The sequence below is a fragment of the Komagataeibacter swingsii genome, from assembly GCF_003207895.1.
Taxonomy (GTDB): Bacteria; Pseudomonadota; Alphaproteobacteria; order Acetobacterales; family Acetobacteraceae; genus Komagataeibacter; species Komagataeibacter swingsii.
Genome location: NZ_NKUB01000001.1, coordinates 122,464 through 146,598, shown reverse-complemented (window position 1 = coordinate 146,598; position 24,135 = coordinate 122,464). Strand labels below are relative to the sequence as shown.

At 61.5% G+C, this 24,135-nt stretch carries 34 protein-coding genes; all 34 read right to left on the bottom strand.

All coding sequences use genetic code 11. From position 1 onward, the window contains the following. Positions 1–70 precede the first annotated feature (70 nt). A complete protein-coding gene (locus CFR76_RS00720) occupies positions 71–898 on the bottom strand; it encodes an ABC transporter ATP-binding protein (RefSeq protein ID WP_110555369.1) in 828 nt (275 codons plus the stop codon). Continuing rightward, positions 895–1,659 carry an ABC transporter permease gene (locus tag CFR76_RS00715; protein WP_110555368.1) on the bottom strand — a complete coding sequence of 255 codons (765 nt, stop codon included), beginning with the start codon at positions 1,657–1,659 and terminating at the stop codon, positions 895–897. The genes CFR76_RS00720 and CFR76_RS00715 overlap by 4 nt, the downstream gene beginning before the upstream one ends. Beyond that, positions 1,656–2,699: an ABC transporter substrate-binding protein gene (locus CFR76_RS00710; protein WP_110555367.1), complete on the bottom strand. Its 1,044-nt coding sequence runs from the start codon at positions 2,697–2,699 to the stop codon at positions 1,656–1,658. The genes CFR76_RS00715 and CFR76_RS00710 overlap by 4 nt, the downstream gene beginning before the upstream one ends. A gap of 169 nt (positions 2,700–2,868) precedes the next feature. After that, entirely contained in the window at positions 2,869–3,294 is a 426-nt protein-coding gene (rplQ, locus tag CFR76_RS00705) for a 50S ribosomal protein L17 (RefSeq protein ID WP_110555366.1), read from the bottom strand. A 33-nt stretch (positions 3,295–3,327) separates the two neighbouring features. Next, positions 3,328–4,347, bottom strand: coding sequence for a DNA-directed RNA polymerase subunit alpha (locus CFR76_RS00700; RefSeq protein ID WP_007399646.1), 1,020 nt, complete (start codon positions 4,345–4,347; stop codon positions 3,328–3,330). Positions 4,348–4,468: 121 nt separating this feature from the next. Beyond that, positions 4,469–4,861, bottom strand: coding sequence for a 30S ribosomal protein S11 (gene rpsK / locus CFR76_RS00695; RefSeq protein WP_003621069.1), 393 nt, complete (start codon positions 4,859–4,861; stop codon positions 4,469–4,471). 78 nt (positions 4,862–4,939) lie between these two features. Continuing rightward, positions 4,940–5,317, bottom strand: coding sequence for a 30S ribosomal protein S13 (gene rpsM / locus CFR76_RS00690; protein WP_025439058.1), 378 nt, complete (start codon positions 5,315–5,317; stop codon positions 4,940–4,942). A gap of 234 nt (positions 5,318–5,551) precedes the next feature. Then, the gene (locus CFR76_RS00685) at positions 5,552–6,211 is read right to left on the bottom strand and encodes an adenylate kinase (protein WP_110555365.1); all 660 of its coding nucleotides are present in this window, start codon (positions 6,209–6,211) and stop codon (positions 5,552–5,554) included. Further along, positions 6,208–7,557 (bottom strand): preprotein translocase subunit SecY, encoded by a 1,350-nt coding sequence (secY, locus tag CFR76_RS00680; protein WP_019090425.1) that lies wholly within the window; start codon positions 7,555–7,557, stop codon positions 6,208–6,210. Before secY ends, CFR76_RS00685 begins: the two co-directional genes overlap by 4 nt. 158 nt (positions 7,558–7,715) lie before the next feature. Next, positions 7,716–8,204, bottom strand: a complete 489-nt coding sequence (gene rplO, locus CFR76_RS00675) for a 50S ribosomal protein L15 (protein ID WP_110555364.1) — start codon at positions 8,202–8,204, stop codon at positions 7,716–7,718. Between the two features lies 1 nt (position 8,205). Then, positions 8,206–8,394 carry a 50S ribosomal protein L30 gene (rpmD, locus tag CFR76_RS00670; protein ID WP_025439061.1) on the bottom strand — a complete coding sequence of 63 codons (189 nt, stop codon included), beginning with the start codon at positions 8,392–8,394 and terminating at the stop codon, positions 8,206–8,208. Continuing rightward, the gene (gene rpsE / locus CFR76_RS00665; protein ID WP_110555363.1) at positions 8,387–8,965 is read right to left on the bottom strand and encodes a 30S ribosomal protein S5; all 579 of its coding nucleotides are present in this window, start codon (positions 8,963–8,965) and stop codon (positions 8,387–8,389) included. The genes rpmD and rpsE overlap by 8 nt, the downstream gene beginning before the upstream one ends. A 17-nt stretch (positions 8,966–8,982) precedes the next feature. Further along, positions 8,983–9,345, bottom strand: a complete 363-nt coding sequence (rplR, locus tag CFR76_RS00660) for a 50S ribosomal protein L18 (protein ID WP_010506716.1) — start codon at positions 9,343–9,345, stop codon at positions 8,983–8,985. Then, on the bottom strand, positions 9,345–9,878 hold the full coding sequence (rplF, locus tag CFR76_RS00655) for a 50S ribosomal protein L6 (protein WP_010513076.1): 534 nt from the start codon (positions 9,876–9,878) through the stop codon (positions 9,345–9,347). The genes rplR and rplF overlap by 1 nt, the downstream gene beginning before the upstream one ends. Before the next feature lie 10 nt (positions 9,879–9,888). Further along, on the bottom strand, positions 9,889–10,287 hold the full coding sequence (rpsH, locus tag CFR76_RS00650; protein ID WP_010506719.1) for a 30S ribosomal protein S8: 399 nt from the start codon (positions 10,285–10,287) through the stop codon (positions 9,889–9,891). Positions 10,288–10,299: 12 nt separating this feature from the next. Beyond that, complete coding sequence (rpsN, locus tag CFR76_RS00645) at positions 10,300–10,605, bottom strand: 30S ribosomal protein S14 (protein WP_010506721.1); 306 nt, start codon at positions 10,603–10,605, stop codon at positions 10,300–10,302. Positions 10,606–10,711: 106 nt separating this feature from the next. Then, complete coding sequence (gene rplE / locus CFR76_RS00640) at positions 10,712–11,281, bottom strand: 50S ribosomal protein L5 (RefSeq protein WP_039732878.1); 570 nt, start codon at positions 11,279–11,281, stop codon at positions 10,712–10,714. 10 nt (positions 11,282–11,291) lie between these two features. Then, positions 11,292–11,612, bottom strand: coding sequence for a 50S ribosomal protein L24 (rplX, locus tag CFR76_RS00635; protein ID WP_110555362.1), 321 nt, complete (start codon positions 11,610–11,612; stop codon positions 11,292–11,294). After that, a complete protein-coding gene (gene rplN / locus CFR76_RS00630) occupies positions 11,612–11,980 on the bottom strand; it encodes a 50S ribosomal protein L14 (RefSeq protein WP_007399629.1) in 369 nt (122 codons plus the stop codon). The genes rplX and rplN overlap by 1 nt, the downstream gene beginning before the upstream one ends. A gap of 15 nt (positions 11,981–11,995) precedes the next feature. Then, the gene (gene rpsQ / locus CFR76_RS00625; protein WP_010506727.1) at positions 11,996–12,277 is read right to left on the bottom strand and encodes a 30S ribosomal protein S17; all 282 of its coding nucleotides are present in this window, start codon (positions 12,275–12,277) and stop codon (positions 11,996–11,998) included. 13 nt (positions 12,278–12,290) lie between these two features. Next, positions 12,291–12,527 carry a 50S ribosomal protein L29 gene (gene rpmC, locus CFR76_RS00620; protein ID WP_025439066.1) on the bottom strand — a complete coding sequence of 79 codons (237 nt, stop codon included), beginning with the start codon at positions 12,525–12,527 and terminating at the stop codon, positions 12,291–12,293. A gap of 1 nt (position 12,528) precedes the next feature. Continuing rightward, the gene (gene rplP, locus CFR76_RS00615) at positions 12,529–12,945 is read right to left on the bottom strand and encodes a 50S ribosomal protein L16 (RefSeq protein WP_007399626.1); all 417 of its coding nucleotides are present in this window, start codon (positions 12,943–12,945) and stop codon (positions 12,529–12,531) included. A 54-nt stretch (positions 12,946–12,999) separates the two neighbouring features. Next, positions 13,000–13,677, bottom strand: a complete 678-nt coding sequence (rpsC, locus tag CFR76_RS00610; protein ID WP_010506729.1) for a 30S ribosomal protein S3 — start codon at positions 13,675–13,677, stop codon at positions 13,000–13,002. 3 nt (positions 13,678–13,680) lie between these two features. Beyond that, on the bottom strand, positions 13,681–14,082 hold the full coding sequence (gene rplV, locus CFR76_RS00605; RefSeq protein ID WP_007399624.1) for a 50S ribosomal protein L22: 402 nt from the start codon (positions 14,080–14,082) through the stop codon (positions 13,681–13,683). Positions 14,083–14,084: 2 nt separating this feature from the next. Continuing rightward, the gene (gene rpsS / locus CFR76_RS00600) at positions 14,085–14,363 is read right to left on the bottom strand and encodes a 30S ribosomal protein S19 (protein ID WP_007399623.1); all 279 of its coding nucleotides are present in this window, start codon (positions 14,361–14,363) and stop codon (positions 14,085–14,087) included. Between the two features lie 12 nt (positions 14,364–14,375). Continuing rightward, positions 14,376–15,206 carry a 50S ribosomal protein L2 gene (gene rplB / locus CFR76_RS00595; protein ID WP_110555361.1) on the bottom strand — a complete coding sequence of 277 codons (831 nt, stop codon included), beginning with the start codon at positions 15,204–15,206 and terminating at the stop codon, positions 14,376–14,378. Between the two features lie 16 nt (positions 15,207–15,222). Next, positions 15,223–15,519 carry a 50S ribosomal protein L23 gene (locus CFR76_RS00590; RefSeq protein ID WP_010506732.1) on the bottom strand — a complete coding sequence of 99 codons (297 nt, stop codon included), beginning with the start codon at positions 15,517–15,519 and terminating at the stop codon, positions 15,223–15,225. Positions 15,520–15,554: 35 nt separating this feature from the next. After that, on the bottom strand, positions 15,555–16,169 hold the full coding sequence (gene rplD / locus CFR76_RS00585; protein WP_110555360.1) for a 50S ribosomal protein L4: 615 nt from the start codon (positions 16,167–16,169) through the stop codon (positions 15,555–15,557). A gap of 12 nt (positions 16,170–16,181) precedes the next feature. Then, positions 16,182–16,865: a 50S ribosomal protein L3 gene (gene rplC / locus CFR76_RS00580; RefSeq protein ID WP_110555359.1), complete on the bottom strand. Its 684-nt coding sequence runs from the start codon at positions 16,863–16,865 to the stop codon at positions 16,182–16,184. A gap of 10 nt (positions 16,866–16,875) precedes the next feature. Then, positions 16,876–17,184 carry a 30S ribosomal protein S10 gene (gene rpsJ / locus CFR76_RS00575; RefSeq protein WP_007282720.1) on the bottom strand — a complete coding sequence of 103 codons (309 nt, stop codon included), beginning with the start codon at positions 17,182–17,184 and terminating at the stop codon, positions 16,876–16,878. Positions 17,185–17,289: 105 nt separating this feature from the next. Next, positions 17,290–18,480 carry an elongation factor Tu gene (tuf, locus tag CFR76_RS00570; protein ID WP_007399618.1) on the bottom strand — a complete coding sequence of 397 codons (1,191 nt, stop codon included), beginning with the start codon at positions 18,478–18,480 and terminating at the stop codon, positions 17,290–17,292. A 93-nt stretch (positions 18,481–18,573) separates the two neighbouring features. Continuing rightward, positions 18,574–19,050: a 30S ribosomal protein S7 gene (gene rpsG / locus CFR76_RS00565; protein ID WP_007399617.1), complete on the bottom strand. Its 477-nt coding sequence runs from the start codon at positions 19,048–19,050 to the stop codon at positions 18,574–18,576. A 15-nt stretch (positions 19,051–19,065) separates the two neighbouring features. Continuing rightward, on the bottom strand, positions 19,066–19,437 hold the full coding sequence (gene rpsL / locus CFR76_RS00560; RefSeq protein WP_003621118.1) for a 30S ribosomal protein S12: 372 nt from the start codon (positions 19,435–19,437) through the stop codon (positions 19,066–19,068). 415 nt (positions 19,438–19,852) lie between these two features. Further along, positions 19,853–24,049: a DNA-directed RNA polymerase subunit beta' gene (gene rpoC, locus CFR76_RS00555; protein ID WP_110555358.1), complete on the bottom strand. Its 4,197-nt coding sequence runs from the start codon at positions 24,047–24,049 to the stop codon at positions 19,853–19,855. Positions 24,050–24,135: the final 86 nt, after the last annotated feature.

Here is a 24,135-nt window from a genome sequence, read left to right as displayed (position 1 = left end):
AAGGGAAATCCCGTCTCCCCCTGCCCATGCCGTCATGCCCGCAGGCAACAGGCCCGTTGCAGCAGACTTATCATATCTCCGATGCCTGCCAATAGGCCGCATCCGCGCCGGGATCCGGCTCCCCCGCAATCAGCCTGCGCATGCGCTCCGCCATTGCGCGCATGCCAGGCGCGGTATTGTCGCGCGGCCGGGCGCCCACCGCGAAATCCCCCCGCAAGCCTGCGGGGTGGCCTTCGAGGATGATGATCCGGTCTGCAAGGATCAGGGCTTCGTCCAGGTCATGGGTCACGAACAGCACCGTCCCGTGCCGCCGGGCATGGATACGCAGGAGTTCATCCTGCAGGGCGCCGCGCGTAATGGCGTCCAGCGCACCAAAGGGTTCGTCCATCAGCAGCAGGTCCGGCTCCACCGTCAATGCGCGTGCAACCCCCACGCGCTGGCGTTGTCCGCCCGAAAGCTGGCGCGGCCACCGGTCCGCCATATCCGCAAGGCCAACCAGTTCCAGCGCCGCCATGGCCCGTTCACGCCGCTGCGGGCGGGTCAGCCCCAGCCCCTCCAGGCCCAGTTCCACATTGCGCCGCACGCTGCGCCACGGCATGAGCTTGGCATCCTGAAACACCATGGCCGCCGGGCGGTGCGCCGCCGTGGGCGATGGGTGCAGGCTGACCGTGCCTTCACTGGGGCGTATCAGTCCCATGATGACCCGCAACAGCGTGGATTTGCCCACGCCGGACGGCCCCAGCACGGCCACGAACGCGCCACGCCTGATTTCAAGGTCTACATGCCGCAGGATGAAACTGCGGCCATGGTCATGCGACAGGCCGATATTGTCCAGCCTGACCACCACATCGCCCATGCCGGCCACCGTTTCCGCCTTGTCCGTTACCACCGCGTTCATCCCTGCCAGCCCAGCAGCCTTCCGCGCACCAGCATGAAGACCGTGTCGGTCAGGGCGTACAGCAGGGCCATGGTCAGCATGTAAACCACCACAAGGTCGGTCGCCAGCAGGCTGGATGCCTGCATCATCCGCGCGCCAATGCCGGGCACGCCAAACAGTTCCGCCGCGACGACCGACATCCATGCCTGCCCCAGCCCCGTGCGCAGCCCCGCCAGCACGCCGGGGGCCGAAGCCGGAATGACCACCGTGCGCAGCCGTGCCCAGAACCCGCCATGGCCAAAGGACGCCGCGACTTCATACAGGTCCGGGTCAATCGCCTGCACGGCGCCATAGGCGGCATAGAAATTGATCCAGAATACCGAGACGGCGATCACGAACGTGGCCCCTGCGGTATCCAGCCCGAACCACAGGATGGCGAACGGCACCCATGCCAGCCCCGGTATGGGCCGCAAGACCCGCACGACACCGGACAGCAGGCCATCCAGCAACGGCACTGTGCCACATAACAGGCCGGTCAGCATGCCAAGGACGGAACCAATGGCCAGTCCCATCACGTAATGGGTCAGGCTGTCCCGGATGGCCTGTATCCATGCCCCGCTGCGCACTTCCTCCAGCCATGCCGGGCCAAGGCTGCTTGGCGCGGGCAGCAGCCCGGATGGCACCCAGCCCAGCCGGATGGATGCCTCCCACGTCCCGAACAGCGCGATCAGGCCCAGTGCCCCCAGCAGCGGCCGCATCCAGAAGGAACGCACCGGCGTCATTGCGCGATCTGCCGGTAACTTTCGAGGTCGAACAGCGCCGCCACCGGCTCCGCCTTGCGCAGCAGGCCGCTCTGCACTTCGAAATCCTGCAACTTGCCGACCGCGTCCACGATGCCAGCCGGATCGGATACATAATCATGCGCCGATACCTTCAGCGCCTCGATAATGATGTCCCTGGGCAGCATGCCACCCCCCAGCGCCTGCTGGACATAGGGTTCCGCCTGTTCCGGGTCGGTCGCCAGCAGGCGCGTGGCCTTCACGAAACCGGTCAGGAACGCGGTTTTCCACGCCGCACGGTCCGGCGCATCCTCGTTTACGATCGCCAGCACGGAACCTGGCTGCCCCGGCATGAGGTCATGCCCCGATGCCAGCACCCGCATGCCCGGCATGCGGTGGCGGATAATGGTCAGCGCCGGTTCGCGCAGGATGGCGCCATCCACCGCCCCCGCCAGGAACGCCTGCTGGGCCGCATCGATATCAATGCCGACAATATCCGCCACCTGCGCCGGTTCCAGCCCATTGCGGACCTTGAGCCAGTAGCGCAGCAGCGTATCGGGCACCGACCCCAGCGGCTGCGCCGCGATCTTGGGCCTGTGTCCCGCCTTCGCGGCAAAATCGGCGAAACGCTGACGGACCTCATCCGCGCCCGGCCCCGCGGGCTGTTCGGGCAGGCCATCCGCCAGCGCCCCGCGGGAGACGATTTCCAGTTCCTCGGTCGCGGCGCTGGCGACAACCTTTACATCCGCGCCATGCGCACGGGCCTGCAGCAGGGGCAGGACACCCGCCACATAGGCGTCAATCTTGCCCGACACCAGCGCCTGGATGGCCTGCGGCCCGGACTGGAAGCGGACCAGCTGCATGTCGATACCCGCGGCACGCGCCCAGTTCTTGCCCTGCATGACAAACAGCGGCGCCGACCCGATGACAGGAATGTACCCCACCCGTACCGTCGCAGCCTGGACATTTGTACACAGGCCGATCACGGCAGCCATGGCATAAAGCCCACGGCGCATGAAGCGCCCGAAAACTGATCCTGTCATGGCTGAAGCCCTGTCTGCTGCGCAGGGATGGTCCTGCATGTCGAAAGCGTGTCGCAATATACATGCCGTGATCGCATATCCATATCACGACGCCAAAATACCGGATCGGCCACCAACATAAAAAAACCCGGCCAGAGGCCGGGCTTTTTCACGCGGAAAGCGAAGTGCCTCAGGCCGCCAGATGGTCTTCCTGGGCGGCTTCCGGGCGCGGACCGCTGTCCTTGCCCTTGGCCGACACATCGCGGTCAACCAGCTCGATCACGGCCATGTCGGCTGCATCGCCATGGCGCATGCCCGCGCGCAGCACGCGGGTGTACCCACCCTGGCGCGCCTTGTAACGGTCGGCCACCGTATCGAACAGCTTGGACACGATCTTGTCGTCACGCAGCTGGGCGAAAGCCTGGCGGCGCGCATGCAGATTGCCGCGCTTGCCAAGGGTGATCAGCTTTTCCACAACCGGGCGCAGTTCCTTCGCCTTGGGCAGCGTGGTGGTGATCTGTTCGTGCTTGATCAGGGCGACAGCCATGTTGCGAAACATGGCCAGTCGATGGGACGAGGTAACGCCGAGCTTACGGCCGGCAACACCGTGACGCATGATGTAATTTCCTGTTTTATCCGGTTCCGAGGATCAGAACGGCTCGTCGAGCCTCTTGGCCAGATCTTCGATATTTTCCGGCGGCCATGCCGGGACATTCATACCCAGTGAAAGCCCCATGGCGGTCAGGACTTCCTTGATCTCGTTGAGCGACTTGCGGCCGAAGTTCGGCGTGCGCAGCATCTCCTGCTCGGTTTTCTGGACCAGATCACCAATATAGACGATGTTGTCGTTCTTCAGGCAGTTCGCGCTACGGACCGACAGTTCCAGTTCGTCGACCTTGCGCAGCAGGTTGCGGTTGAACGGCAGGTCATCCTGCGGCTCTTCCGTACGCACCGTGCGCGGTTCGTCGAAGTTGATGAACAGTTGCAGCTGGTCCTGAAGGATACGCGCGGCAAGTGCCACGGCATCTTCCGGCGTGACCGCGCCATTCGTCTCGACCGTCAGCAGCAGGCGGTCATAGTCGGTGACCTGACCCACGCGGGTCTGTTCCACCTTGTAGGACACGCGGCGGACCGGGGAGTAGATGGCATCAACCGGGATCAGGCCAATCGGTGCGTCTTCCGGGCGGTTGGCCGCCGCGGGGACATACCCCTTGCCCATGTTCACGGTGAATTCCATCCCGAACTTCACCCCTTCATCAAGGGTGCAGATCACGAGATCAGGGTTCATGACTTCGATATCATGACCCGTCTGGATCTGTCCGGCACGCACTTCGCCCGGGCCTGTGGCCGTCAGCACCATGCGCTTCGGCCCCTCACCATGCATCCGCAGCGCGAGCTGCTTGATGTTGAGCACGATGTCGGTCACGTCTTCACGAACACCCGCCACGGACGAGAATTCATGCAGCACGCCGTCAATCTGGATTGCCGTAACCGCAGCCCCCTGCAGGGACGACAGCAGAACCCGACGGATCGCGTTACCCAGCGTCATGCCAAAGCCGCGTTCCAGCGGTTCGGCAACGACGGTGGCAATGCGTGAAGGTTCCGCCCCCGGTTCGACTTCCAGCTTTTCCGGCTTGATCAGGGATTGCCAGTTTTTCTGGAGGACCAAGGTAATGGCCTTTCAAGACTGATCTGCCACCCGTTACGATGGCAGATGGTACCCTGCGGCAGGATACCGGAATGACAATCTTCCCCCGCATGCGGGGGAATACGACTAAGCAGATTGCGGTTCAGACGCGACGGCGCTTGCGCGGGCGGCAGCCGTTGTGCGGAACCGGCGTCATGTCACGGATGGCCGTGATCGAGAAACCGACGGCCTGCAGGGCACGCAGTGCGCTCTCACGCCCCGACCCGGGACCGGAAACCTCGATTTCCAGCGTCTCCATGCCGTGTTCACGCGCCTTGCGGCCCGCATCCTCGGCGGCAACCTGCGCCGCGTACGGCGTGGACTTGCGCGATCCCTTGAAGCCCTGGGCACCAGCGGACGACCAGGCAATCGCGTTGCCCTGCGCATCCGAAATGGTGATCATGGTGTTGTTGAAGGTGGACAGCACATGCGCCACACCGGAAATGATGTTTTTCCGCTCTTTCTTGCGAATACGCGGAGCCGCAGCTTTCGCCATAGTTTTCTCGATCCTGTCAGTTCAAACGGCGCATGGGGCGGGCTGCCCCCCATGCTTGCATACCGGACAATCCGCTGATTAGCGGGTTGCCTTCTTCTTGCCCGCAATAGCCACGGCCTTACCCTTGCGGGTACGGGCGTTGGTATGAGTCCGCTGACCATGGACAGGCAGCCCACGCCGGTGACGCAGACCACGGTAGCAGCCAAGATCCATCAGACGCTTGATGTTCATCGCCACTTCGCGGCGGAGATCACCTTCCACGCGATACTTGCTGTCGATCAGGTCACGGATCTTGCCGATCTCGTCATCGGACAGCTCGTTCACGCGCCGCTCAGCCGGGATGTCCAGCTGGTCGCAGATCGCCTGGGCCTTGGTGGCCCCGATACCATAGATATAACGCAGGCCAATGGTGACCCGTTTGTTGGTTGGGATGTTCACGCCGGCAATACGTGCCACGCCACTTACTCCTCGTCCGCCCTGATCCAGGGCACTAACTATCAGGCAGGGCTGCTTCACACCACCTGCCCGATCTGGCAGGAGCGCCGTGAACATACCGGTTTCAAACCGGCCAACCCCATCATCATTCATTCCGGCCCTACGAGCCGCCGCATCAGCAGGCGACTCATACGACGCTCATACCTTGAGGGCGCGCAATATACTGCTGCCCCCATGCGAGTCAATTATTTTTCATCACTTTTTCGTGATACGATCGATAACAGCAAAGACTTCCTTGGTCACCGTATCGATATCCGCCATCCCGTCCACACGGTACAGACGCTTGCCTTCCTCGTAATAAGGCAGGATCGGCGCTGTCTGCTCCCGGTAGGCCTTCAGGCGTGCGGCCACGGTGTCCCGCCGGTCATCTTCCCGGCGAATGAACTCGTGCCCGCCACAGACATCACAGGTGCCTGCCACTTTCGGCTTCTTGAACAGGTCATTATACCCCGCACCGCACTTGGCGCAGGTGTAACGACCCGCAATGCGGTCGGCCAGGGCGTTCTCATCCACGTCCAGCAACAGCACCGCGTCAATATGCTGGCCGCTACGGGTCAGCATCTGGTCCAGCGCCTGCGCCTGCGCCCGGGTACGCGGGAAGCCATCAAGGATGAACCCCTTCGCGCAATCAGGCTGCCGGATGCGGCTTTCGATCATGGCGATGATCAGGTCATCAGGCACAAGCTGGCCTTCCGCCATGATGGACTTAACCTTCTGCCCCAGCGGGGTTCCGGCCGCGACTTCCGCACGCAGCATGTCACCCGTTGAAATCTGGGCGATTCCATACCGTTCTTCCAGCCGCTTTGACTGGGTGCCTTTACCGGCACCCGGCGGGCCAAGAAAAATAATATTCACCGCATTCTGCCCTTTCTGCCCCGTCCCCGGCGCATAAGTCCCTGATACTGGTGCGCGACCAGATGCGACTGCACCTGTGTCACCGTATCAATCGTGACCGTCACGATAATGATCAGACTCGTGCCGCCGAAATAGAAAGGCACGTTGTAATGGCTGATCAGGATCTGCGGCAACAGGCAGACCGCGACAAGATACAGCGCGCCGATGGTCGTGATGCGCGTCAGTATCCGGTCAAAGAAGGCAGCCGTATTCGCCCCCGGCCGGATCCCCGGCACAAAGCCCCCCTGCTTGCGTAGGTTTTCCGCCGTTTCCTGCGGGTTGAAGGTCACCGCCGCATAGAAATAGGAGAAGAATACGATCATCGCCGCGTAAAACAGCATGTAAAGCGGCTGCCCCTGTCCCAGCTCCTGCCCCAGGAAGGACAGCCAGCCCGGCATGGAACTGTTATTGACGAACCCCGCGATCGTGACCGGGATCAGCAGCACGGACGACGCAAAGATGGGCGGAATCGAACCCGCCGTGTTTACCTTCAGCGGCATGTGGGTCGAATCACCACCGAACATGCGCTGGCCGACCTGGCGCTTGGGGTACTGGATGACCACCCGGCGCTGCGCCAGTTCCATGAACACGATGAAGGCGATTGTCACCGCCGCCAGCACCAAGAACACCAGCACGAAGAACGGCGAAAGCGCGCCGGTGTAACCTAGCTGGAACAGGCTGGCCAACGCATTGGGCAGGTTCGCCACGATACCGGCAAAGATGATCAGCGAGATACCGTTACCGACCCCCCGCGACGTAATCTGCTCACCCAGCCACATCAGGAACATGGTGCCCCCCACAAGGGTCAGCACACAGGACACGATGAAGAAAAGCCCGGGGGAGACCACGGCGGACCCGGCTTCCGTATGCATGTTCTCAAGCCCGATGGCGATGCCGTAGGCCTGAAACAGGGCAATCACCACAGTCAGGTAGCGGGTGTATTCGTTCAGCTTCCGCCGTCCGCCTTCCCCTTCCTTCTTGAGTGCTTCAAGCGAGGGGATCGCCGCCGACATGAGCTGCACGATGATCGAGGCACTGATATAGGGCATGATGTTCAGTGCAAACACGGTCATGCGCCCCAGCGCTCCACCGGTAAACATGTCGAACATGCCCAGAATGCCGCCCTGGTGCCGGGCCAGAAGCTGCCCCATCACCGTCGCATCGACGCCAGGAACGGGGATATAGGTGCCAATCCGATACACGATCAGCGCACCCAGCGTGAACCAGATACGCTTTTTCAGTTCCGTTGCGTTGGCAAAGGAACTGAAATTCAGATTGGCAGCCAACTGTTCGGCCGCGGAGGCCATGCGCCCATCCTTTCACAAGAACAGCGCCACCGCTGGAGGCGGGACGCTGTCATGATAAAAAAAACCGCAAAAAGTAATAAAGCGATGCGCCCGCCGAGTGCAAGCAGCATCGCTTTTATTATGCTCCGGGTACAGAACGTGCCTGTGCCCGGGACCGGTCATTCCGCGGCAGGAGCCTGCTGCTTCTGCGCCTTGACCTGCACCTTGCCGCCTGCCTTTTCGACAGCGGCGACGGCACCGGCCGAAGCACCCGACACTTCAATGGTCACGGCATGGTTCAGTTCACCATCCGCCAGCAGGCGGATCCCGGCGAAACGGCCGGAACCAACCAGCCCTGCCTTGGCCAGGACCTCTTCCGTCACGACTGACTTGGCATCGACCTTGCCTGCCGCGATCGCCTTGTCCAGCACGCCCAGATTCACGATCGCATAATCCTTGCGGAAAATGTTCTTGAATCCACGCTTGGGCAGACGACGGTAGATCGGCAGCTGACCGCCTTCAAAACCGTTCAGGGACACACCGGAACGCGCTTTCTGACCCTTAACACCCTTGCCCGACGTCTTGCCCTTGCCAGAGCCGATGCCGCGACCAAGACGCTTCTTGGTGTAACGCGCGCCTTCGTTGTCACGAAGTTCGTTCAGGTTCATCTCAATCCTCCACCTTGACCAGGTGGGACACCTTGCGGATCATGCCGCGAACCGAAGGTGTATCCTCCAGTTCACGCGTACGACCAATCTTGTTCAGGCCCAGACCAATCAGTGTCGCCTGCTGGCCCGGCTTCTGCCCGTTCCCGGAATGCACCTGGGTGACGCGCACTTTTGCCTTGGTATCAGACATCGGCCGTGGCCTCCGTCGTTACCGCAGCCTCACGGCGCCCCAGGATGTCCGAAACCTTCTTGCCACGGCGGTTGGCAACCGAACGCGGGCTGGCGCAACGCTCCAGCGCGGCGAATGTCGCCTTCACCATGTTATGCGGGTTCCGGGTCCCGAGGGACTTCGCCACCACGTCATTGATGCCAAGGCTTTCGAACACCGCGCGCATCGGACCACCGGCGATGATGCCCGTGCCCGCATCAGCGGAGCGCAGGATCACCTTGCCCGCACCGAAGTGACCGGCCACATCGTGATGCAGCGTACGGCCTTCCTTCATCGGAACGCGGATCATCGTCCGCTTCGCGCGGTCGGTCGCCTTGCGGATCGCTTCGGGAACTTCACGGGCCTTGCCCGCGCCGAACCCTACACGGCCCTTCTGGTCACCAACGACAACCAAGGCTGCGAATGCAAAGCGGCGACCGCCCTTTACAACCTTCGCAACACGGTTGATCGTGACCAGCTTGTCGACCAGATCGTCGCCTTCGCGCTCGCGATCGCGACCACCCCGGCCGCCTTCTCTCGGTTCACGTGCCATTATGCGTGACCCTTTCGTCAGAACGAGAGACCGCCCTCACGGGCAGCCTCCGCCAGGGCCTTGATACGCCCATGATAGAGATACGCGCCGCGGTCGAAAACGACCTTCGACACACCTGCAGCCACTGCGCGCTCGGCCAGAAGCTTGCCGACTGCACCCGCCGCCTTGACGTCCGTACCACCCTTGAGGGCCGTACGCAGGTCCTTGTCCAGGCTCGAAGCCGCAGCCAGGGTACGGCCGGCTGCGTCGTCGATCACCTGCGCGTAGATGTTCTTGCCCGAACGGAACACCGACAGACGCGGACGGCCACCACTCTTGCGGCGAAGCTGGAAACGCAGGCGCTGACGCCGCCGTTCCCGCAGATCCTTCTGCGTGCTCATTATTTCTTCTTACCTTCCTTGCGACGGATGGTTTCCGTTTCATAACGGACACCCTTGCCCTTGTAAGGCTCGGGCTTGCGGAAGCTGCGGATGTCAAGCGCGACCTGACCAACCCGCTGCTTGTCAATGCCTTCGACCGTAACCGCCGTGGGGCGGGGGGTCGTGATCTTGATCCCTTCGGGAATCGCATAGACGATGTCATGCGAATAACCGAGGTTCATGACCAGGTTCTTCCCCTGCACCGCGGCACGGTAACCCGTTCCGGAGATTTCCAGCGTCTTGGAAAACCCTTCGGACACGCCCTTGACCATACCCGCGATCAGGGAACGGGTGGTTCCCCACATCATGCGGGCCTGCGCCTGGGTATCGACCGGCTTGACGGCAACCTTGCCATCCGCAACATCAACCGAAACGTGGCTGGACAGCGGCAGCTTGAGTTCACCCAGCTTGCCCTTTGCCGTCAGCACACCGTCAGCAATGGAAACCTGAACGCCCGACGGTAATTCGACGGGATATTTGCCCACTCGCGACATTTATCCCTCCTCAGAATACACGACAGAGGACTTCACCGCCAACATTGGCAGCGCGGGCCTCCGCATCGGACAGGACACCGCGCGGCGTCGACAGAATCGACACGCCCAGACCGGCATACACGCGCGGCAGTTCCTTGATCTTGGAATAGACGCGGCGCCCCGGCTTGGACACACGGTGGATTTCTTTGATGACCGGCTCACCATCGAGATACTTCAGCTCGATGCGCAGCTGGGCCACACCTTTGCGCAGTTCCTCGCGGGAGAAACCACGGATATATCCCTCGCGGCGCAGCGCCTCGAGAACACTGGCGCGCAGCTTTGAAGCCGGCGCCACGCATGCAGCATGCCGTGCACGCTGCGCATTGCGGATCCGGGTGAGCAGATCACCCAAAGGATCAGAAAGTGACATCGTTCCCTGCCCTTACCAGCTCGATTTGACCATGCCCGGGATCTGACCGTTAGAGGCCAGGTCGCGCAGGGCGATACGGCAGAGTTCGAACTTTCTGTAATTGGCGCGAGGACGCCCCGTCAACTTGCAGCGCAGACGCACGCGGACGCGCGAACCATTGCGAGGAAGTTCAGCAAGCTTGAGCGATGCATCGAAGCGATCTTCAACCGGCAGCGACCGGTCCATGATGATGTTCTTCAGTGCAGTCCGCTTAGCCCGGTCCCGGTTTGCCATGCGCTCGCGCTTGACATTCCGGTTAACGGCGGAAATTTTGGCCATGCCTTGTTTTACCCTCCGGAACCTGTCGGGCCATTCCCAACGGTTTTCCAAACAACGTGTGTATTAGGTCTTCTGGACTTCAGACGGAAGCCCTTTCGCTACATTTTTATGCAGCGAAGGGCAGATCAAACGCCTTGAGCAGAGCCTTTGCTTCCGCATCCGTCTTCGCGGTGGTCACGAAGATGATGTCCATGCCACGGATTTCGTCTACCTTGTCGTATTCGATTTCCGGGAAGACAATCTGTTCCTTCAGGCCCATCGCAAAGTTGCCACGACCGTCGAAACCCTTGTTCGCCGGCAGCCCGCGGAAATCACGCACGCGCGGCAGGGCGATCGTCACGAAACGATCCAGGAACTCGAACATCTGCGCGCGACGCAGCGTCACCTTGCACCCGATCGGCAGCCCTTCACGGATCTTGAAGCCGGCAATGGCCTTCTTGGCCACCGTCTTGACCGGCTTCTGACCTGCGATCAGGGTCATTTCCTTGACAGCCGCATCCAGCTTCTTCTGATCGCCTGCGGCTTCGCCCACGCCCATGTTCAGGACGATCTTCTCGAGACGCGGAACCTGCATCTCGTTCTTGTACCCGAACTGCTCGCGCAGCTTCGCGCGCATCTCATCCTGGTAGCGCTTCTGCATGCGCGGCACAGGACGGGCTTCTTTCACTTCAGACATACCCGCCTCCTCAGCCTTCGATAACTTCGCCGGTCGCCTTGGCGACACGAACCTTGCGACCATCTTCCAGAACGCGGAAGCCGACCTTCCTCGGGTCACCGCTCTTGGGATCGATCAGCTTCAGGTTGGACAGGTGAACCGGCATTTCCTTCTGGATGATGCCGCCCTGTTCACCCATGCGGGAAGGACGGGTGTGACGCTTTGCAATCGCCACGCCGCGCACGACAGCCTTGTTGGCCGCGGGCAGGACTGTAACAACCTCGCCACGGGTTCCCTTGGAACCGCCGGTGGTGACCAGAACCTGGTCACCCTTCTTGATACGAGCAGCCATTACAGCACCTCCGGTGCCAGCGAGATGATCTTCATGAACTTGCGCGCACGCAGTTCGCGCACGACCGGGCCAAAGATACGGGTACCGATCGGCTCCTGCTGCTTGTTGATCAGCACGGCCGCGTTGCGGTCGAAGCGGATGGCGCTGCCATCGGCGCGACGCACGGGGTAAGAGGTGCGCACGATCACCGCCTGGTGCACGTCGCCCTTCTTGACCTTGCCGCGGGGGATGGCCTCCTTGACGGACACGACAATCACGTCGCCGACCGAGGCAGTCTTCCGCTTGGAACCGCCCAGCACCTTGATGCACTGCACCTGACGGGCACCGGAATTGTCGGCCACGTCAAGGTTGGTCTCGGGATGGATCATGGTCTATGCCCTTCTTTACGCCTGCGCACCAGACGTGGCACCGGCGGCAGCCGCGAGCGGCTGGCCATTCCGGACAACGACAGTCCAGGTCTTGCGGCGGGAAATCGGCTTGCATTCCTCAATGCGCACCGTGTCGCCCACCTTGCATTCATTCAAGCCGTCATGCGCCGCATACTTTTTCGAGCGGCGAATGAACTTCTTATACAACGGATGGATAACGCGACGATCGACAAGAACCGTTACGGTCTTGTCCATCTTGTCGCTGGTTACCCGCCCGGTCAGGACGCGCCTTGGCATCGCCCGTCTCCCTTCAGGACTTTACTGCCGGCGCGTGGCCAGCGGAACTCTTCTTCACAACCTCGGTTGCGACAGTCTTCACACGCGCGATCTCACGACGCACCGCGCGCATGCGGGACTGCCCCTCGGTCTGGCCGGTCGCATGCTGAAACCGAAGATTGAACTGCTCGCGCTTCAGATCGACGAGAAGCGTATCCAGTTCTTCAACAGTCTTGGCACGCAGATCGGCCGGCTTTGTTGCCTTTGCCATCTCACGCCTCTCCGATACGGGTCACGAACTTGGTCTTGATCGGCAGCTTCGCCGCGCCCAGAGCCAGCGCTTCACGCGCGACTTCCGGCGGCACGCCTTCGATCTCGAACAGGATTCGACCCGGCTTCACACGAGCCACCCAGTATTCAGGCGACCCCTTGCCGGACCCCATACGCACTTCTGCGGGCTTTGTCGAGACCGGAAGATCAGGGAAAATCCGAATCCAGACACGACCGGCACGTTTCATGGCGCGGGTAATGGCGCGACGGGCGGCTTCGATCTGGCGGGCCGTGATCCGTTCAGGCTGCAGCGCCTTCAGGCCAAAAGCCCCAAAATTCAGGGTTGTGCCACCCTTGGCCAACCCATGAATACGCCCCTTGTGGGCCTTGCGGTACTTTGTCCGCTTGGGAGAAAGCATTTTCTAAATCCTCACGCGCCGCCTGGCGCATCTAGGTCCATTGGACCCCACAGCTTAGCGCTGCGGAGCCTGTTCGGCGGCGCGACGATCCTGCGCCAGCGGATCATGGGCAAGAATCTCACCCTTGAAGATCCAGACCTTCACACCACAGGTGCCATAGGTCGTCTTGGCGGTCGCCACACCATAGTCAATGTCCGCACGCAGCGTATGCAGCGGCACGCGGCCTTCACGATACCACTCGACACGTGCGATTTCCGCACCGCCCAGACGGCCGGAGCAGTTGATCCGGATTCCCTGCGCACCCAGGCGCATGGCGGACTGCACGGCGCGCTTCATGGCACGACGGAAGGCAACACGACGTTCGAGCTGCTGGGCGATGTTCTCGGCCACCAGGGTCGCGTCGATTTCCGGCTTGCGGATTTCGACGATGTTCAGCGCGACATCGGTCTTGGCCATGCGGGCCAGGTCCTTGCGCAGCACATCGATGTCCTGACCCTTCTTGCCGATCACGACGCCCGGACGGGCCGCATAGATGGTCACGCGCGGCTTCTTGGCCGGGCGTTCGATCACCACGCGGGACACGCCGGCGCCGGACAGCTTGCGGCGCAGGTAGGACCGCAGCTTCAGGTCATCATGCAGCAGGCGCGCATAGTCGGCGTCGGCATACCAGCGGCTGTCCCATGTCCGGTTAATACCGAGCCGCAGCCCGATCGGATTAACTTTATGTCCCATGGATCAGGCCGCCTTCTTTTCGGTTTCAGCTTCGGGCTTCTTTTCCGCCACGACGATGGTCAGGTGGCTGAAGAACTTCTCGATGCGGGCCGAACGGCCACGACCACGTGCGTGGAAACGACGCATCACGATCGACTTGCCCACCTCTGCACGGGCAACGACCAGCTGGTCGACGTCCAGCTGATGGTTGTTCTCGGCGTTGGCGATCGCGCTTTCCAGGGTCTTCTTGACCTGCTGGGCAATGCGACGCTTGGAGAATGTGAGGGTGGCGATCGCCTGCGCGGCCGGCTTGTTGCGGATCAGACCCGCAACAAGGTTCAGCTTGCGCGGGCTGATGCGGATGTTCCGCGTCAGCGCCTGCGCCTCGGTTTCCGCGAGCGTGCGCGGATGCTTAGGCTTGCTCATGATCAGCCCCGCTTCGCTTTCTTGTCCGAAGAATGACCCGTGAAGGTACGGGTCGGTGAAAACTCACCGAACTTGTGCCCCACCATGTTCTCGGAAACCTGCACGGGCAGGAATTTATGCCCGTTATAGACGCCGAACGTCAGTCCGACGAACTGCGGCAGGATGGTGGATCGACGCGACCAGATCTTGATCACTTCGTTACGGCCCGACGCGCGCGATGCATCGGCTTTGTTCAGCAGATACCCGTCCACGAACGGGCCCTTCCAGACGGAACGTGCCATCTTAAATGCCCCTTACTTGCCGGTCTTCCGGCGACGGATGATCAGACTGTCCGTACGCTTGTTGACCCTGGTCTTGTAACCCTTAGTCGGCTTGCCCCATGGCGTAACCGGATGACGACCGCCCGAGGTCCGTCCTTCACCACCACCATGCGGATGGTCAACCGGGTTCATGACGACACCACGGTTATGCGGACGGCGGCCCAGCCAGCGGTTACGGCCGGCCTTGCCCAGATGCTGGTTCATGTTGTCCGGGTTGGACACGGCACCGATGGTGGCCATGCACTCCGCACGGACGACACGCAGCTCACCGGACTGCAGCTTGATCTGGGCATAGCCCACATCCTTGCCGACCAGCTGCGCATAGGTGCCAGCGGAACGGGCGATCTTGCCACCACCACCGGCCTTAAGCTCGATGTTGTGGATGATCGTACCCACCGGAACCGACGACAGGGGCATGGCGTTGCCAGGCTTGATGTCGGCGCGGGCGCCGGCAACAACCTGATCGCCTGCCTTAAGGCGCTGCGGCGCGATGATGTAAGCCAGTTCGCCGTCTTCATACTTGATGAGGGCGATGAAGGCCGTGCGGTTCGGATCGTATTCCAGGCGTTCCACCGTGCCGACCACGTCGAACTTGCGACGCTTGAAATCGACATAGCGGTAGGACTGCTTGTGTCCGCCACCGATGAAACGCGAGGTGGTGCGGCCGTGGCTGTTACGGCCGCCGCTCTTGTTCTTCCCCTCGGTCAGGCCCTTGACGGGCTTGCCTTTCCACAGCTCCTTGCGGTCGATCAGAACCGTTCCGCGCAGGCTGGGGGTAACTGGATTAAAGTGCTTCAATGCCATTTCTTGTCACCCCACGTCAGACCAGCTTCGCGGTCAGGTCAATGGACTGACCTTCAGCAAGCTGGACAAACGCCTTCTTCACATCCGAACGCTGGCCGGGACGGCCCTTGAAGCGCTTGGCCTTGCCCTTCTGGATGAGCGTGTTGACACCCAGGACCTTCACGCCAAACAGCGTCTCGACCGCGACCTTGATTTCCGGCTTCGTCGCGTCGATCGCAACCTTGAAGCCGACCTGATTCTTCTCGGACAGGGCCGTGGCCTTTTCCGTGATCAGGGGCGCGCGGATGATGTCGTACATCGCCTCGCGCGACATGCGTTCCGCCTTCTTGCGGATTGCCAGGATGTTGGTCATGCCAGACGCTCCTTCAGTCCTTCGACACCTGCGCGGGTGATGGCCAGCACATCGTGGTTCAGGATGTCATAGACATTCGCGCCGATCGTCGGGAGAATGTCGATCTTGGGAAGGTTGCGCGCGGCACGGCCGAAGTTTTCTTCAACGGTGGCGTCCACGATCAGGGCGGATGTCCAGCCCAGAACCTTCAGCTTCTTCGCAAGCTCAGCGGACTTGCCCGAGGCGGTCGCGGCATCAAGCACGACCAGCTTCCCTTCCGCAGCCTTCTGCGACAGCGCGGAAATCAGGCCGAGGCGACGCACCTTCTTGGGCAGGTCATAGCCATGGTCGCGCACGACCGGGCCATGGACCACGCCACCGGTGCGGTACTGCGGCGAACGCAGCGAACCCTGACGGGCGCTGCCGGTGCCCTTCTGGCGGTACGGCTTCTTGGTCGTGCCGGAGATTTCCCCCATGCCCTTGACCTTGTGCGTGCCCGCCCGGCGCTTTGCCAGCTGCCAGTGCACCACGCGCGCCATGATGTCGGTGCGCGGGGTGGCTGCGAAAATCTCGTCGGGAAGGCTGGCCTTGCCGGCGCTTCCGTTATCGAGGGTTTTGATATCGTAATCCATTGCCCTCTATCCTCAGCCCGCAGCCTCAACCAGGGCCGCCGGATACGGCGCCTCGGCATGACGGGCCTTCTTGATCGCATCACGAACCAGAACCGATTCATTCTTTCCGCCCGGCACGGAGCCGCGGATCATGATCAGGTTCTTTTCGGCGTCAACAGCCGCAATCTCGAGGTTCAGCGTGGTCACACGCTCGGAACCGAGATGGCCGGCCATCTTCTTGTTCTTGAAAACCTTGCCCGGATCCTGACGGTTACCCGTCGACCCGTGCGAACGGTGACTGATCGAGACACCGTGGGTGGCTTCGAGACCGGCAAAGTTCCAGCGCTTCATCGCGCCGGCAAAACCCTTACCCTTGCTGGTGCCGGTAACGTCCACCTTCTGTCCCACCACGAAGTGGCTGGCGGACAGAGAAGCCCCGACTTCCAGGACGGCGTCATCCGCAACGCGGAATTCAGCCAGCTTCTTCTTGGGCTCGACCTTGGCCTTAGCAAAATGGCCGCGGTTCGGCTTCGACACATTTTTGACCTTGGCCTTGCCCGAACCAAGCTGGACGGCGGTGTAGCCATCACGCTCGGTCGTACGGACATCAACCACCTGCAGATCATCAACCTGCAGGACAGTCACCGGCACATGTGTGCCGTCTTCCTTGAACAGCCGGGTCATACCCAGCTTCTTTGCGATCAATCCGGTGCGCATCGTCTGGACCTTAGAGTTTAATCTCGACATCCACGCCAGCGGCGAGGTCGAGTTTCATGAGAGCGTCCACGGTCTGCGGGGTCGGCTCGACAATGTCGAGCAGCCGGCGATGGGTCCGAATTTCGAACTGCTCGCGGCTTTTCTTATCCACGTGGGGGGAGCGGTTTACGGTAAACCGTTCAATATGCGTCGGCAGCGGGATAGGACCCCGAACCCGCGCACCCGTACGCTTCGCCGTGTTGACGATCTCTTTCGTGCTGTTGTCAAGCACCCGATGATCGTACGCCTTCAGGCGAATGCGGATGTTCTGGTTGTCCATCTTTCTGTTTCAGTCCAACTTTACCTGATTCGGGGGAACCCGATCCGCAATGGAAACCCGGCCGGATCGCTCCGACCGGGATGCCACACTTCAGTTACTGTCCAATCACGCCGTGATGGAAGCAACAACACCTGCACCAACGGTACGGCCACCTTCGCGGATAGCGAAGCGCAGGCCTTCATCCATGGCGATCGGAGCGATCAGCTCCACATCCATGGCGACGTTATCGCCAGGCATGACCATTTCCGTGCCTTCCGGCAGGTGAACGACGCCGGTGACGTCGGTCGTGCGGAAATAGAACTGCGGACGATAGTTGGTGAAGAACGGCGTGTGACGGCCACCCTCTTCCTTCGTCAAGATGTAGGCTTCCGCCTTGAACTTGGTGTGCGGGGTGATGGAACCCGGCTTTGCCAGCACCTGGCCACGCTCAACGTCTTCACGCTTCGTGCCACGCAGCAGCGCGCCGATGTTGTCACCTGCTTCACCGCGATCAAGCAGCTTGCGGAACATTTCAACGCCGGTCACGGTCGTCTTCTGCGTCGGGCGCAGGCCAACGATCTCGATTTCATCGCCAACGTTCACGGCGCCACGCTCGACACGGCCCGTCACCACGGTGCCACGACCGGAGATGGAGAACACGTCTTCGATCGGCATCAGGAACGGACGGTCGATCGGACGCTCCGGCTGCGGGATGTATTCGTCAACGGCGTTCATCAGGTCCAGGACGCGGTTTTCACCAACTTCCGGGTCACCGTCTTCCAGCGTCACCAGGGCGGAACCCTTGATGATGGGGATATCGTCACCGGGGAACTGGTAAGCGGACAGCAGCTCACGCACTTCCATTTCGACGAGTTCCAGCAGTTCCGGATCGTCAACCTGGTCAACCTTGTTCAGGAACACGACCAGCGCCGGCACGCCAACCTGGCGGGCAAGCAGGATGTGCTCACGCGTCTGGGGCATCGGGCCGTCAGCGGCGGACACAACCAGGATCGCGCCGTCCATCTGCGCGGCACCGGTGATCATGTTCTTCACATAGTCGGCATGGCCGGGGCAGTCGACGTGCGCGTAGTGACGCTTCGCGGTTTCGTACTCGACGTGGGCGGTCGAGATGGTGATGCCACGGGCGCGTTCTTCAGGAGCGGCGTCGATCATGTCGTACGCCTTGAATTCCGCACCGCCGGACTTCGCCAGCGTCTTGGTGATAGCCGCGGTCAGCGAGGTCTTGCCGTGATCGACGTGACCAATCGTACCGATGTTGCAGTGCGGCTTATTCCGCTCAAATTTAGCCTTTGCCATCGTTTTCTCCGTTAACTCGGCCTCGTGCCGAGAGTCGGGTTGGAAAGTTCCGTTTCGGAAGCCGGGCCGGTCAATAAACCGGCCTGACCGCCTTTACCAGCGGTAATGACTGAACGCCTTGTTGGCCTCAGCCATGCGGTGCGTGTCTTCGCGCTTCTTGACTGCGGCGCCACGATTGTTGACGGCGTCGAGAAGTTCGTTCGACAGACGATCCTGCATGGTGTTCTCGCCACGCTTGCGCGACGCGTCGATCAGCCAGCGGATTGCCAGCGCCTGACGGCGCTCGGCCCGGACTTCGACCGGAACCTGATAGGTGGCGCCACCAACACGGCGGGAACGCACCTCGACAGCAGGCTTCACGTTGTCCAGCGCGCTGTGGAACATGACCACGGGGTCCGCGGCTGCGCCACCACGGCGACGCAGCACCTCAAGGGCGCCATAGACGATCCCTTCGGCTGTGGACTTCTTGCCGTCGTACATCAGGGCGTTCATGAAACGCGTAATGACGACATCACCAAATTTCGGATCGGGAAGAATCTCGCGCTTTACTGCGCGATGACGGCGACTCATGCCTCGTTATTCCTTTTACTTAGGACGCTTCGCGCCATAGAGCGAGCGACGCTGACGACGCTTGGCGATACCCTGGGTGTCCAGAACGCCGCGCAGGATGTGATAACGCACGCCAGGAAGATCCTTAACGCGACCACCACGGATCAGGACAACGCTATGTTCCTGGAGGTTATGCCCCTCACCCGGAATATAGCTCACAACCTCATACCCGTTGGTCAGGCGAACTTTTGCCACCTTACGCAGAGCCGAGTTCGGCTTCTTCGGTGTGGTTGTGTAAACACGAGTACAAACGCCACGCTTCTGCGGACAGCCCTGCAGAGCAGGAACCTTGTTGCGTTTGGCTGCGGGCTCGCGACCTTTCGCGATCAACTGGTTGATGGTCGGCATACGCCTTTCCCGATCCTTACAAAATTCGGCCGGCCAACCCCATATCTGGTTGCCGACTGTCGTTCACAACAAAACCCCAACGAATGACAACCATCCGTTCGGGCATCATATTTACATCCGGCCTGGGCAGCCCGATTCCCGGACTGCGGCACCGCATGCCTGCATGCTGCATTCGACGGCCAACGACGTCTTTCAGACAGGGCTAGCCGAGGGCGCGTTACCTACGGGCAAACTGACCAAAAGTCAAGCCTTGCGCAGGATTCGCTAGCAGTCCGGCAGAGCGACTCTGTTCCACCGGACTCGGAGCACCGCTCCGTCAGGCCGCTGATACCGCCTGAATCGGATGGTGACAATAGTGCAGCACCGAATCATGCCAGATACCGGACATCCGGTATCTGGCATTTCACTCGTATTGTTACTCGGCGGCCTTGGTGGTGGCCACCGCAGCGCGGGCCTGGGCCAGACGCTGCTTGTCCTCGCCCGCCGCAACGGCGCGGAGCTTGTTCATCACGCTGCCCGTCCCTGCCGGGATCAGGCGGCCGACGATCACGTTCTCTTTCAGGCCGTTCAGCGTATCCTTCTTCCCGGCCGTGGCAGCCTCTGTCAGGACACGTGTGGTCTCCTGGAAGGATGCGGCGGAGATGAAGGACTGCGTCTGCAGCGACGCCTTCGTGATGCCCTGCAGCACGGGCATGGCAACAGCCGGGCGTTCGCCCATGTTCAGGCGCTTGGTGTTCTCTTCCTCGTATTCGATACGGTCCACCGTCTCGCCGATCAGGTAGGTCGTATCGCCCGGTTCAAGGATTTCCACCTTCTGCAGCATCTGACGGACAATGACTTCAATGTGCTTGTCATTGATCTTCACGCCCTGCAGACGGTAGACGTCCTGGATCTCGTTGACGAGATAGTCGGACAGCGCCTCGACACCCAGAACCTTCAGGATGTCATGCGGCACGCGCGGACCATCGACCAGCGGATCGCCAACCTGGACGAAGTCGCCTTCCTGAACGGAAACGTGCTTGCCCTTGGGAATCAGGTAATCCGTCTCCTCGCCCGTCTCGTCGTTCTTGACGATGACACGGCGCTTGGACTTGTAGTCCTTGCCGAATTCTACACGCCCCTCGGTTTCCGAGATGATGGCGTGGTCCTTCGGACGGCGGGCCTCGAACAGTTCGGCGACGCGCGGCAGACCACCGGTAATGTCACGCGTCTTGGAGCCTTCGCGCGGGATACGCGCCAGCACGTCACCGGCGTTGACCTGCGCGCCGTTCTCGACCGACAGCAGCGAGTCAGGCGACAGGAAGTAACGGGCGTCATTGCCGTTCGCCAGCTTCACCACGTCGCCATTGGCGTCCTTGAGCTGCAGGCGCGGCCGCAGGTCGATCCCCTTGGAGGCCTGCTTGTAGTCAACGACCACTTTCGACGTCAGGCCCGTCACCTCATCCATCCGCTCCACCAGGGTGATGGAGTCGATCAGGTCAAGGTATTCGACCTTACCGGGCTGCTCGGTGATGATCGGCAGGGTGTACGGATCCCACTCGGCCATCTTCTGGCCACGCGTGACATCGGCCCCGTCTTCCACCAGCAGGCGCGCGCCGTAGGGCACACGGTAGCGGGCGCGTTCGGTGCCGCGGTCATCGGTCAGCAGGATTTCGCAATTACGCGACATGACGATCGGCACGTTCTGGCTGTTATGCACGACGTTCTTGTTGCGGATCGTCACCTTGCCGTCACGCGACGCCTCGACCATCGACTGTTCGGCGCCACGCTGCGCCGCGCCACCGATATGGAAGGTACGCATGGTCAGCTGGGTGCCCGGCTCCCCGATGGACTGGGCGGCGATGACGCCCACGGCCTCACCGATGTTGACCGGGGTGCCACGTGCAAGGTCACGGCCATAGCAGTGGCCACACACGCCCACACGGCTGTCACAGGTCAGTACGGAGCGGATCAGCAGGCTTTCGACGCCCGCCTTCTCGATCTGCTCGGCCTGGGCTTCCTCGATCAGCGTATTGCGCGGGAACAGCACCTTGCCGGTTGCCGGGTCCAGCACGTCGGCCGCAAGGGTACGACCCAGCATGCGCTCGGACAGGGAGGCGACGACCTCGCCGCCATCCATGACCGCACGGACCGTCAGGCCGCGTTCCGTGCCGCAGTCTTCCTCGACGATGATGCTGTCCTGCGCCACGTCGACCAGGCGACGGGTCAGGTAACCCGAGTTCGCGGTCTTCAGCGCGGTATCGGCCAGGCCCTTGCGCGCGCCATGGCTGGAGGTGAAGTAATCGAGAACCGACAGGCCTTCCTTGAAGTTGGCGATGATCGGCTGTTCGATGATCTCACCCGACGGCTTGGCCATAAGCCCGCGCATGCCGGCCAGCTGCTTCATCTGTGCCGGCGACCCACGGGCACCGGAGTGGCTCATCATCCACACCGAGTTGGTCGGCTTGCCGATTTCCTGCTTGGAAATCTCCTTCATCATCGCGGCCTGCACTTCGTCCGTGCAGCGCGACCAGGCATCGACCACCTTGTTGTAGCGTTCGCCCGCGGTAATCAGGCCGTCCTGGTACTGCTGCTCGAACTCCTTCACCTCGGCGGCGGTGCGATCGACCAGTTCCTTCTTTTCGGTCGGGACGATCATGTCGTCCTTGCCGAAGGAAATGCCCGATTTCGCCGCATGGCGGAAGCCAAGCCCCATCAGGCGGTCACAGAAGATCACGCATTCCTTCTGGCCGCAGTGACGGTAGACCGCATCGATGACGTCCGACACGATCTTCTTGGTCAGCTGGCGGTTGATGAGCGAGAACGGCAGGGCCGGGTTGCCCGGCAGGATCTGGGCCACCAGCATGCGGCCCGGCGTGGTCACCACGGTTTCGCGCATGGCCTTGCCTTCGGCATCAAGGCTTTCGATACGCGCGCGGATCTTGTCATGCAGCTTCACCGCGCCCGTGCTGAGCGCGTATTCCACTTCGCCCACACTGGAGAAGGAGGGCGCGCCCGCAACCGTCACCTGCCCCTTGTCATCATAGCTGTTCTGATCGGGGGTGGCGCGGAATTCCGGCGTTTCGAGGCTGAGGTAGTACAGGCCCAGCACGATATCCTGCGACGGCACGATGATGGGCTTGCCGTTGGCGGGGCTGAGGATGTTGTTGGTGGACATCATCAGCACGCGCGCTTCGAGCTGCGCCTCAAGGCTCAGCGGGACATGCACGGCCATCTGGTCACCGTCGAAGTCCGCGTTGAACGCGGTGCAGACCAGCGGATGCAGCTGGATCGCCTTGCCTTCGATCAGCACCGGCTCGAACGCCTGGATGCCCAGGCGGTGCAGCGTCGGCGCACGGTTGAGCATGACCGGATGTTCGCGGATCACCTCTTCAAGGATATCCCAGACCTCGGGACGTTCCTTTTCCACCATCCGCTTCGCGGCCTTGATGGTGGTGGCGTGGCCGTATTTTTCCAGCTTGGAATAGATGAACGGCTTGAACAGCTCCAGCGCCATCTTCTTGGGCAGGCCGCACTGGTGCAGCTTCAGTTCCGGGCCGACCACGATGACCGAACGGCCGGAGTAGTCAACGCGCTTGCCCAGCAGGTTCTGGCGGAAGCGGCCCTGCTTGCCCTTCAGCATGTCGGACAGCGACTTCAGCGGGCGCTTGTTCGCCCCCGTGATGGCGCGGCCACGACGGCCGTTGTCAAACAGCGCATCGACCGATTCCTGGAGCATGCGCTTTTCGTTACGGACGATGATATCCGGCGCGCGCAGTTCGATCAGCCGCTTGAGGCGGTTATTACGGTTGATGACGCGACGGTACAGGTCGTTCAGGTCCGATGTCGCGAAACGGCCGCCATCCAGCGGCACCAGCGGGCGCAGTTCGGGCGGAATGACCGGCACCAGGTCCAGGATCATCCATTCCGGGCGCGATTCACTGTCGGCAAAAGCCTCGACCAGCTTCAGGCGCTTGACCAGCTTCTTGCGCTTGGCTTCGGACGTGGTGTCCTTCAGTTCCTGACGCAGCTCTTCCTTCTCGACCTTGCAGTCGATGCGCTCCAGGATCTTCTTGATCGCCTCGGCGCCGATGCCGACCTCGATTCCCTCGTCGCCATGCTCGTCCATGACATCAAGATACTGGTCTTCCGTCAGCAGGCTGTACTGCTTGAGCGGCGACGTGCCGGGTTCCAGGACCACGTAGCTTTCGAAATACAGGATCTTTTCCAGATCCTTCAGCGTCATGTCGACCATCAGGCCGATACGGCTGGGCAGTGACTTGAGGAACCAGATATGGGCGACGGGGCTTGCCAGCTCGATATGGCCCATGCGCTCGCGCCGGACCTTGGCCAGCGTCACTTCAACGCCGCACTTTTCGCAGATGATGCCGCGGAATTTCATCCGCTTGTACTTGCCGCACAGGCATTCGTAATCCTTGATCGGACCGAATATCCGCGCGCAGAACAGGCCATCACGTTCCGGCTTGAATGTCCGGTAGTTGATGGTCTCGGGCTTCTTGATCTCGCCGTACGACCAGGAACGGATCTGCTCGGCCGAAGCCAGCTGGATCTTGATCTGATCGAAGGTCATGGCCTGGCCGCCCTGACCAAGGATCTTCATGAGTTCATTCATGCGCCGCAAACCCCCTGAGGGAATGAAGCGGAAGCAGCCGCGTTACCTGCTTCCACTCCTGAAAGAAAAATGTATGGACCGACGTG

What these genes read in the sequence shown, in the direction of transcription:
- CFR76_RS00710 (WP_110555367.1), bottom strand. Translation starts at nt 2,699, where the DNA reads ATGACAGGATCAGTTTTCGGGCGCTTCATGCGCCGTGGGCTTTATGCC.
- secY (WP_019090425.1), bottom strand. Translation starts at nt 7,557, where the DNA reads ATGGCCTCCGCGGCCGAACAGTTGGCTGCCAATCTGAATTTCAGTTCC.
- rplO (WP_110555364.1), bottom strand. Translation starts at nt 8,204, where the DNA reads ATGAACCTGAACGAACTTCGTGACAACGAAGGCGCGCGTTACACCAAG.
- rpsK (WP_003621069.1), bottom strand. Translation starts at nt 4,861, where the DNA reads ATGGCGAAAGCTGCGGCTCCGCGTATTCGCAAGAAAGAGCGGAAAAAC.
- rpsG (WP_007399617.1), bottom strand. Translation starts at nt 19,050, where the DNA reads ATGAGTCGCCGTCATCGCGCAGTAAAGCGCGAGATTCTTCCCGATCCG.
- rplC (WP_110555359.1), bottom strand. Translation starts at nt 16,865, where the DNA reads ATGCGCACCGGATTGATCGCAAAGAAGCTGGGTATGACCCGGCTGTTC.
- rplP (WP_007399626.1), bottom strand. Translation starts at nt 12,945, where the DNA reads ATGCTTTCTCCCAAGCGGACAAAGTACCGCAAGGCCCACAAGGGGCGT.
- rpsE (WP_110555363.1), bottom strand. Translation starts at nt 8,965, where the DNA reads ATGGCACGTGAACCGAGAGAAGGCGGCCGGGGTGGTCGCGATCGCGAG.
- CFR76_RS00720 (WP_110555369.1), bottom strand. Translation starts at nt 898, where the DNA reads ATGAACGCGGTGGTAACGGACAAGGCGGAAACGGTGGCCGGCATGGGC.
- rplV (WP_007399624.1), bottom strand. Translation starts at nt 14,082, where the DNA reads ATGAGCAAGCCTAAGCATCCGCGCACGCTCGCGGAAACCGAGGCGCAG.
- rpsQ (WP_010506727.1), bottom strand. Translation starts at nt 12,277, where the DNA reads ATGCCAAGGCGCGTCCTGACCGGGCGGGTAACCAGCGACAAGATGGAC.
- rplN (WP_007399629.1), bottom strand. Translation starts at nt 11,980, where the DNA reads ATGATCCATCCCGAGACCAACCTTGACGTGGCCGACAATTCCGGTGCC.
- tuf (WP_007399618.1), bottom strand. Translation starts at nt 18,480, where the DNA reads ATGGCAAAGGCTAAATTTGAGCGGAATAAGCCGCACTGCAACATCGGT.
- rplB (WP_110555361.1), bottom strand. Translation starts at nt 15,206, where the DNA reads ATGGCATTGAAGCACTTTAATCCAGTTACCCCCAGCCTGCGCGGAACG.
- CFR76_RS00590 (WP_010506732.1), bottom strand. Translation starts at nt 15,519, where the DNA reads ATGTCGCGCGAGGCGATGTACGACATCATCCGCGCGCCCCTGATCACG.
- CFR76_RS00715 (WP_110555368.1), bottom strand. Translation starts at nt 1,659, where the DNA reads ATGACGCCGGTGCGTTCCTTCTGGATGCGGCCGCTGCTGGGGGCACTG.
- rpmC (WP_025439066.1), bottom strand. Translation starts at nt 12,527, where the DNA reads ATGGCAAAGGCAACAAAGCCGGCCGATCTGCGTGCCAAGACTGTTGAA.
- rpsN (WP_010506721.1), bottom strand. Translation starts at nt 10,605, where the DNA reads ATGGCCAAAATTTCCGCCGTTAACCGGAATGTCAAGCGCGAGCGCATG.
- rpsH (WP_010506719.1), bottom strand. Translation starts at nt 10,287, where the DNA reads ATGTCACTTTCTGATCCTTTGGGTGATCTGCTCACCCGGATCCGCAAT.
- rpsJ (WP_007282720.1), bottom strand. Translation starts at nt 17,184, where the DNA reads ATGGACAACCAGAACATCCGCATTCGCCTGAAGGCGTACGATCATCGG.
- rplD (WP_110555360.1), bottom strand. Translation starts at nt 16,169, where the DNA reads ATGGATTACGATATCAAAACCCTCGATAACGGAAGCGCCGGCAAGGCC.
- rplR (WP_010506716.1), bottom strand. Translation starts at nt 9,345, where the DNA reads ATGAGCACGCAGAAGGATCTGCGGGAACGGCGGCGTCAGCGCCTGCGT.
- rplQ (WP_110555366.1), bottom strand. Translation starts at nt 3,294, where the DNA reads ATGCGTCACGGTGTTGCCGGCCGTAAGCTCGGCGTTACCTCGTCCCAT.
- rplE (WP_039732878.1), bottom strand. Translation starts at nt 11,281, where the DNA reads ATGTCTGAAGTGAAAGAAGCCCGTCCTGTGCCGCGCATGCAGAAGCGC.
- rplF (WP_010513076.1), bottom strand. Translation starts at nt 9,878, where the DNA reads ATGTCGCGAGTGGGCAAATATCCCGTCGAATTACCGTCGGGCGTTCAG.
- rpoC (WP_110555358.1), bottom strand. Translation starts at nt 24,049, where the DNA reads ATGAATGAACTCATGAAGATCCTTGGTCAGGGCGGCCAGGCCATGACC.
- rpmD (WP_025439061.1), bottom strand. Translation starts at nt 8,394, where the DNA reads ATGTCTGATACCAAGGCAAAAGTGCGCGTCACCCAGGTGCATTCCGGG.
- rplX (WP_110555362.1), bottom strand. Translation starts at nt 11,612, where the DNA reads ATGGCTGCTCGTATCAAGAAGGGTGACCAGGTTCTGGTCACCACCGGC.
- rpsS (WP_007399623.1), bottom strand. Translation starts at nt 14,363, where the DNA reads ATGGCACGTTCCGTCTGGAAGGGCCCGTTCGTGGACGGGTATCTGCTG.
- rpsC (WP_010506729.1), bottom strand. Translation starts at nt 13,677, where the DNA reads ATGGGACATAAAGTTAATCCGATCGGGCTGCGGCTCGGTATTAACCGG.
- rpsL (WP_003621118.1), bottom strand. Translation starts at nt 19,437, where the DNA reads ATGCCGACCATCAACCAGTTGATCGCGAAAGGTCGCGAGCCCGCAGCC.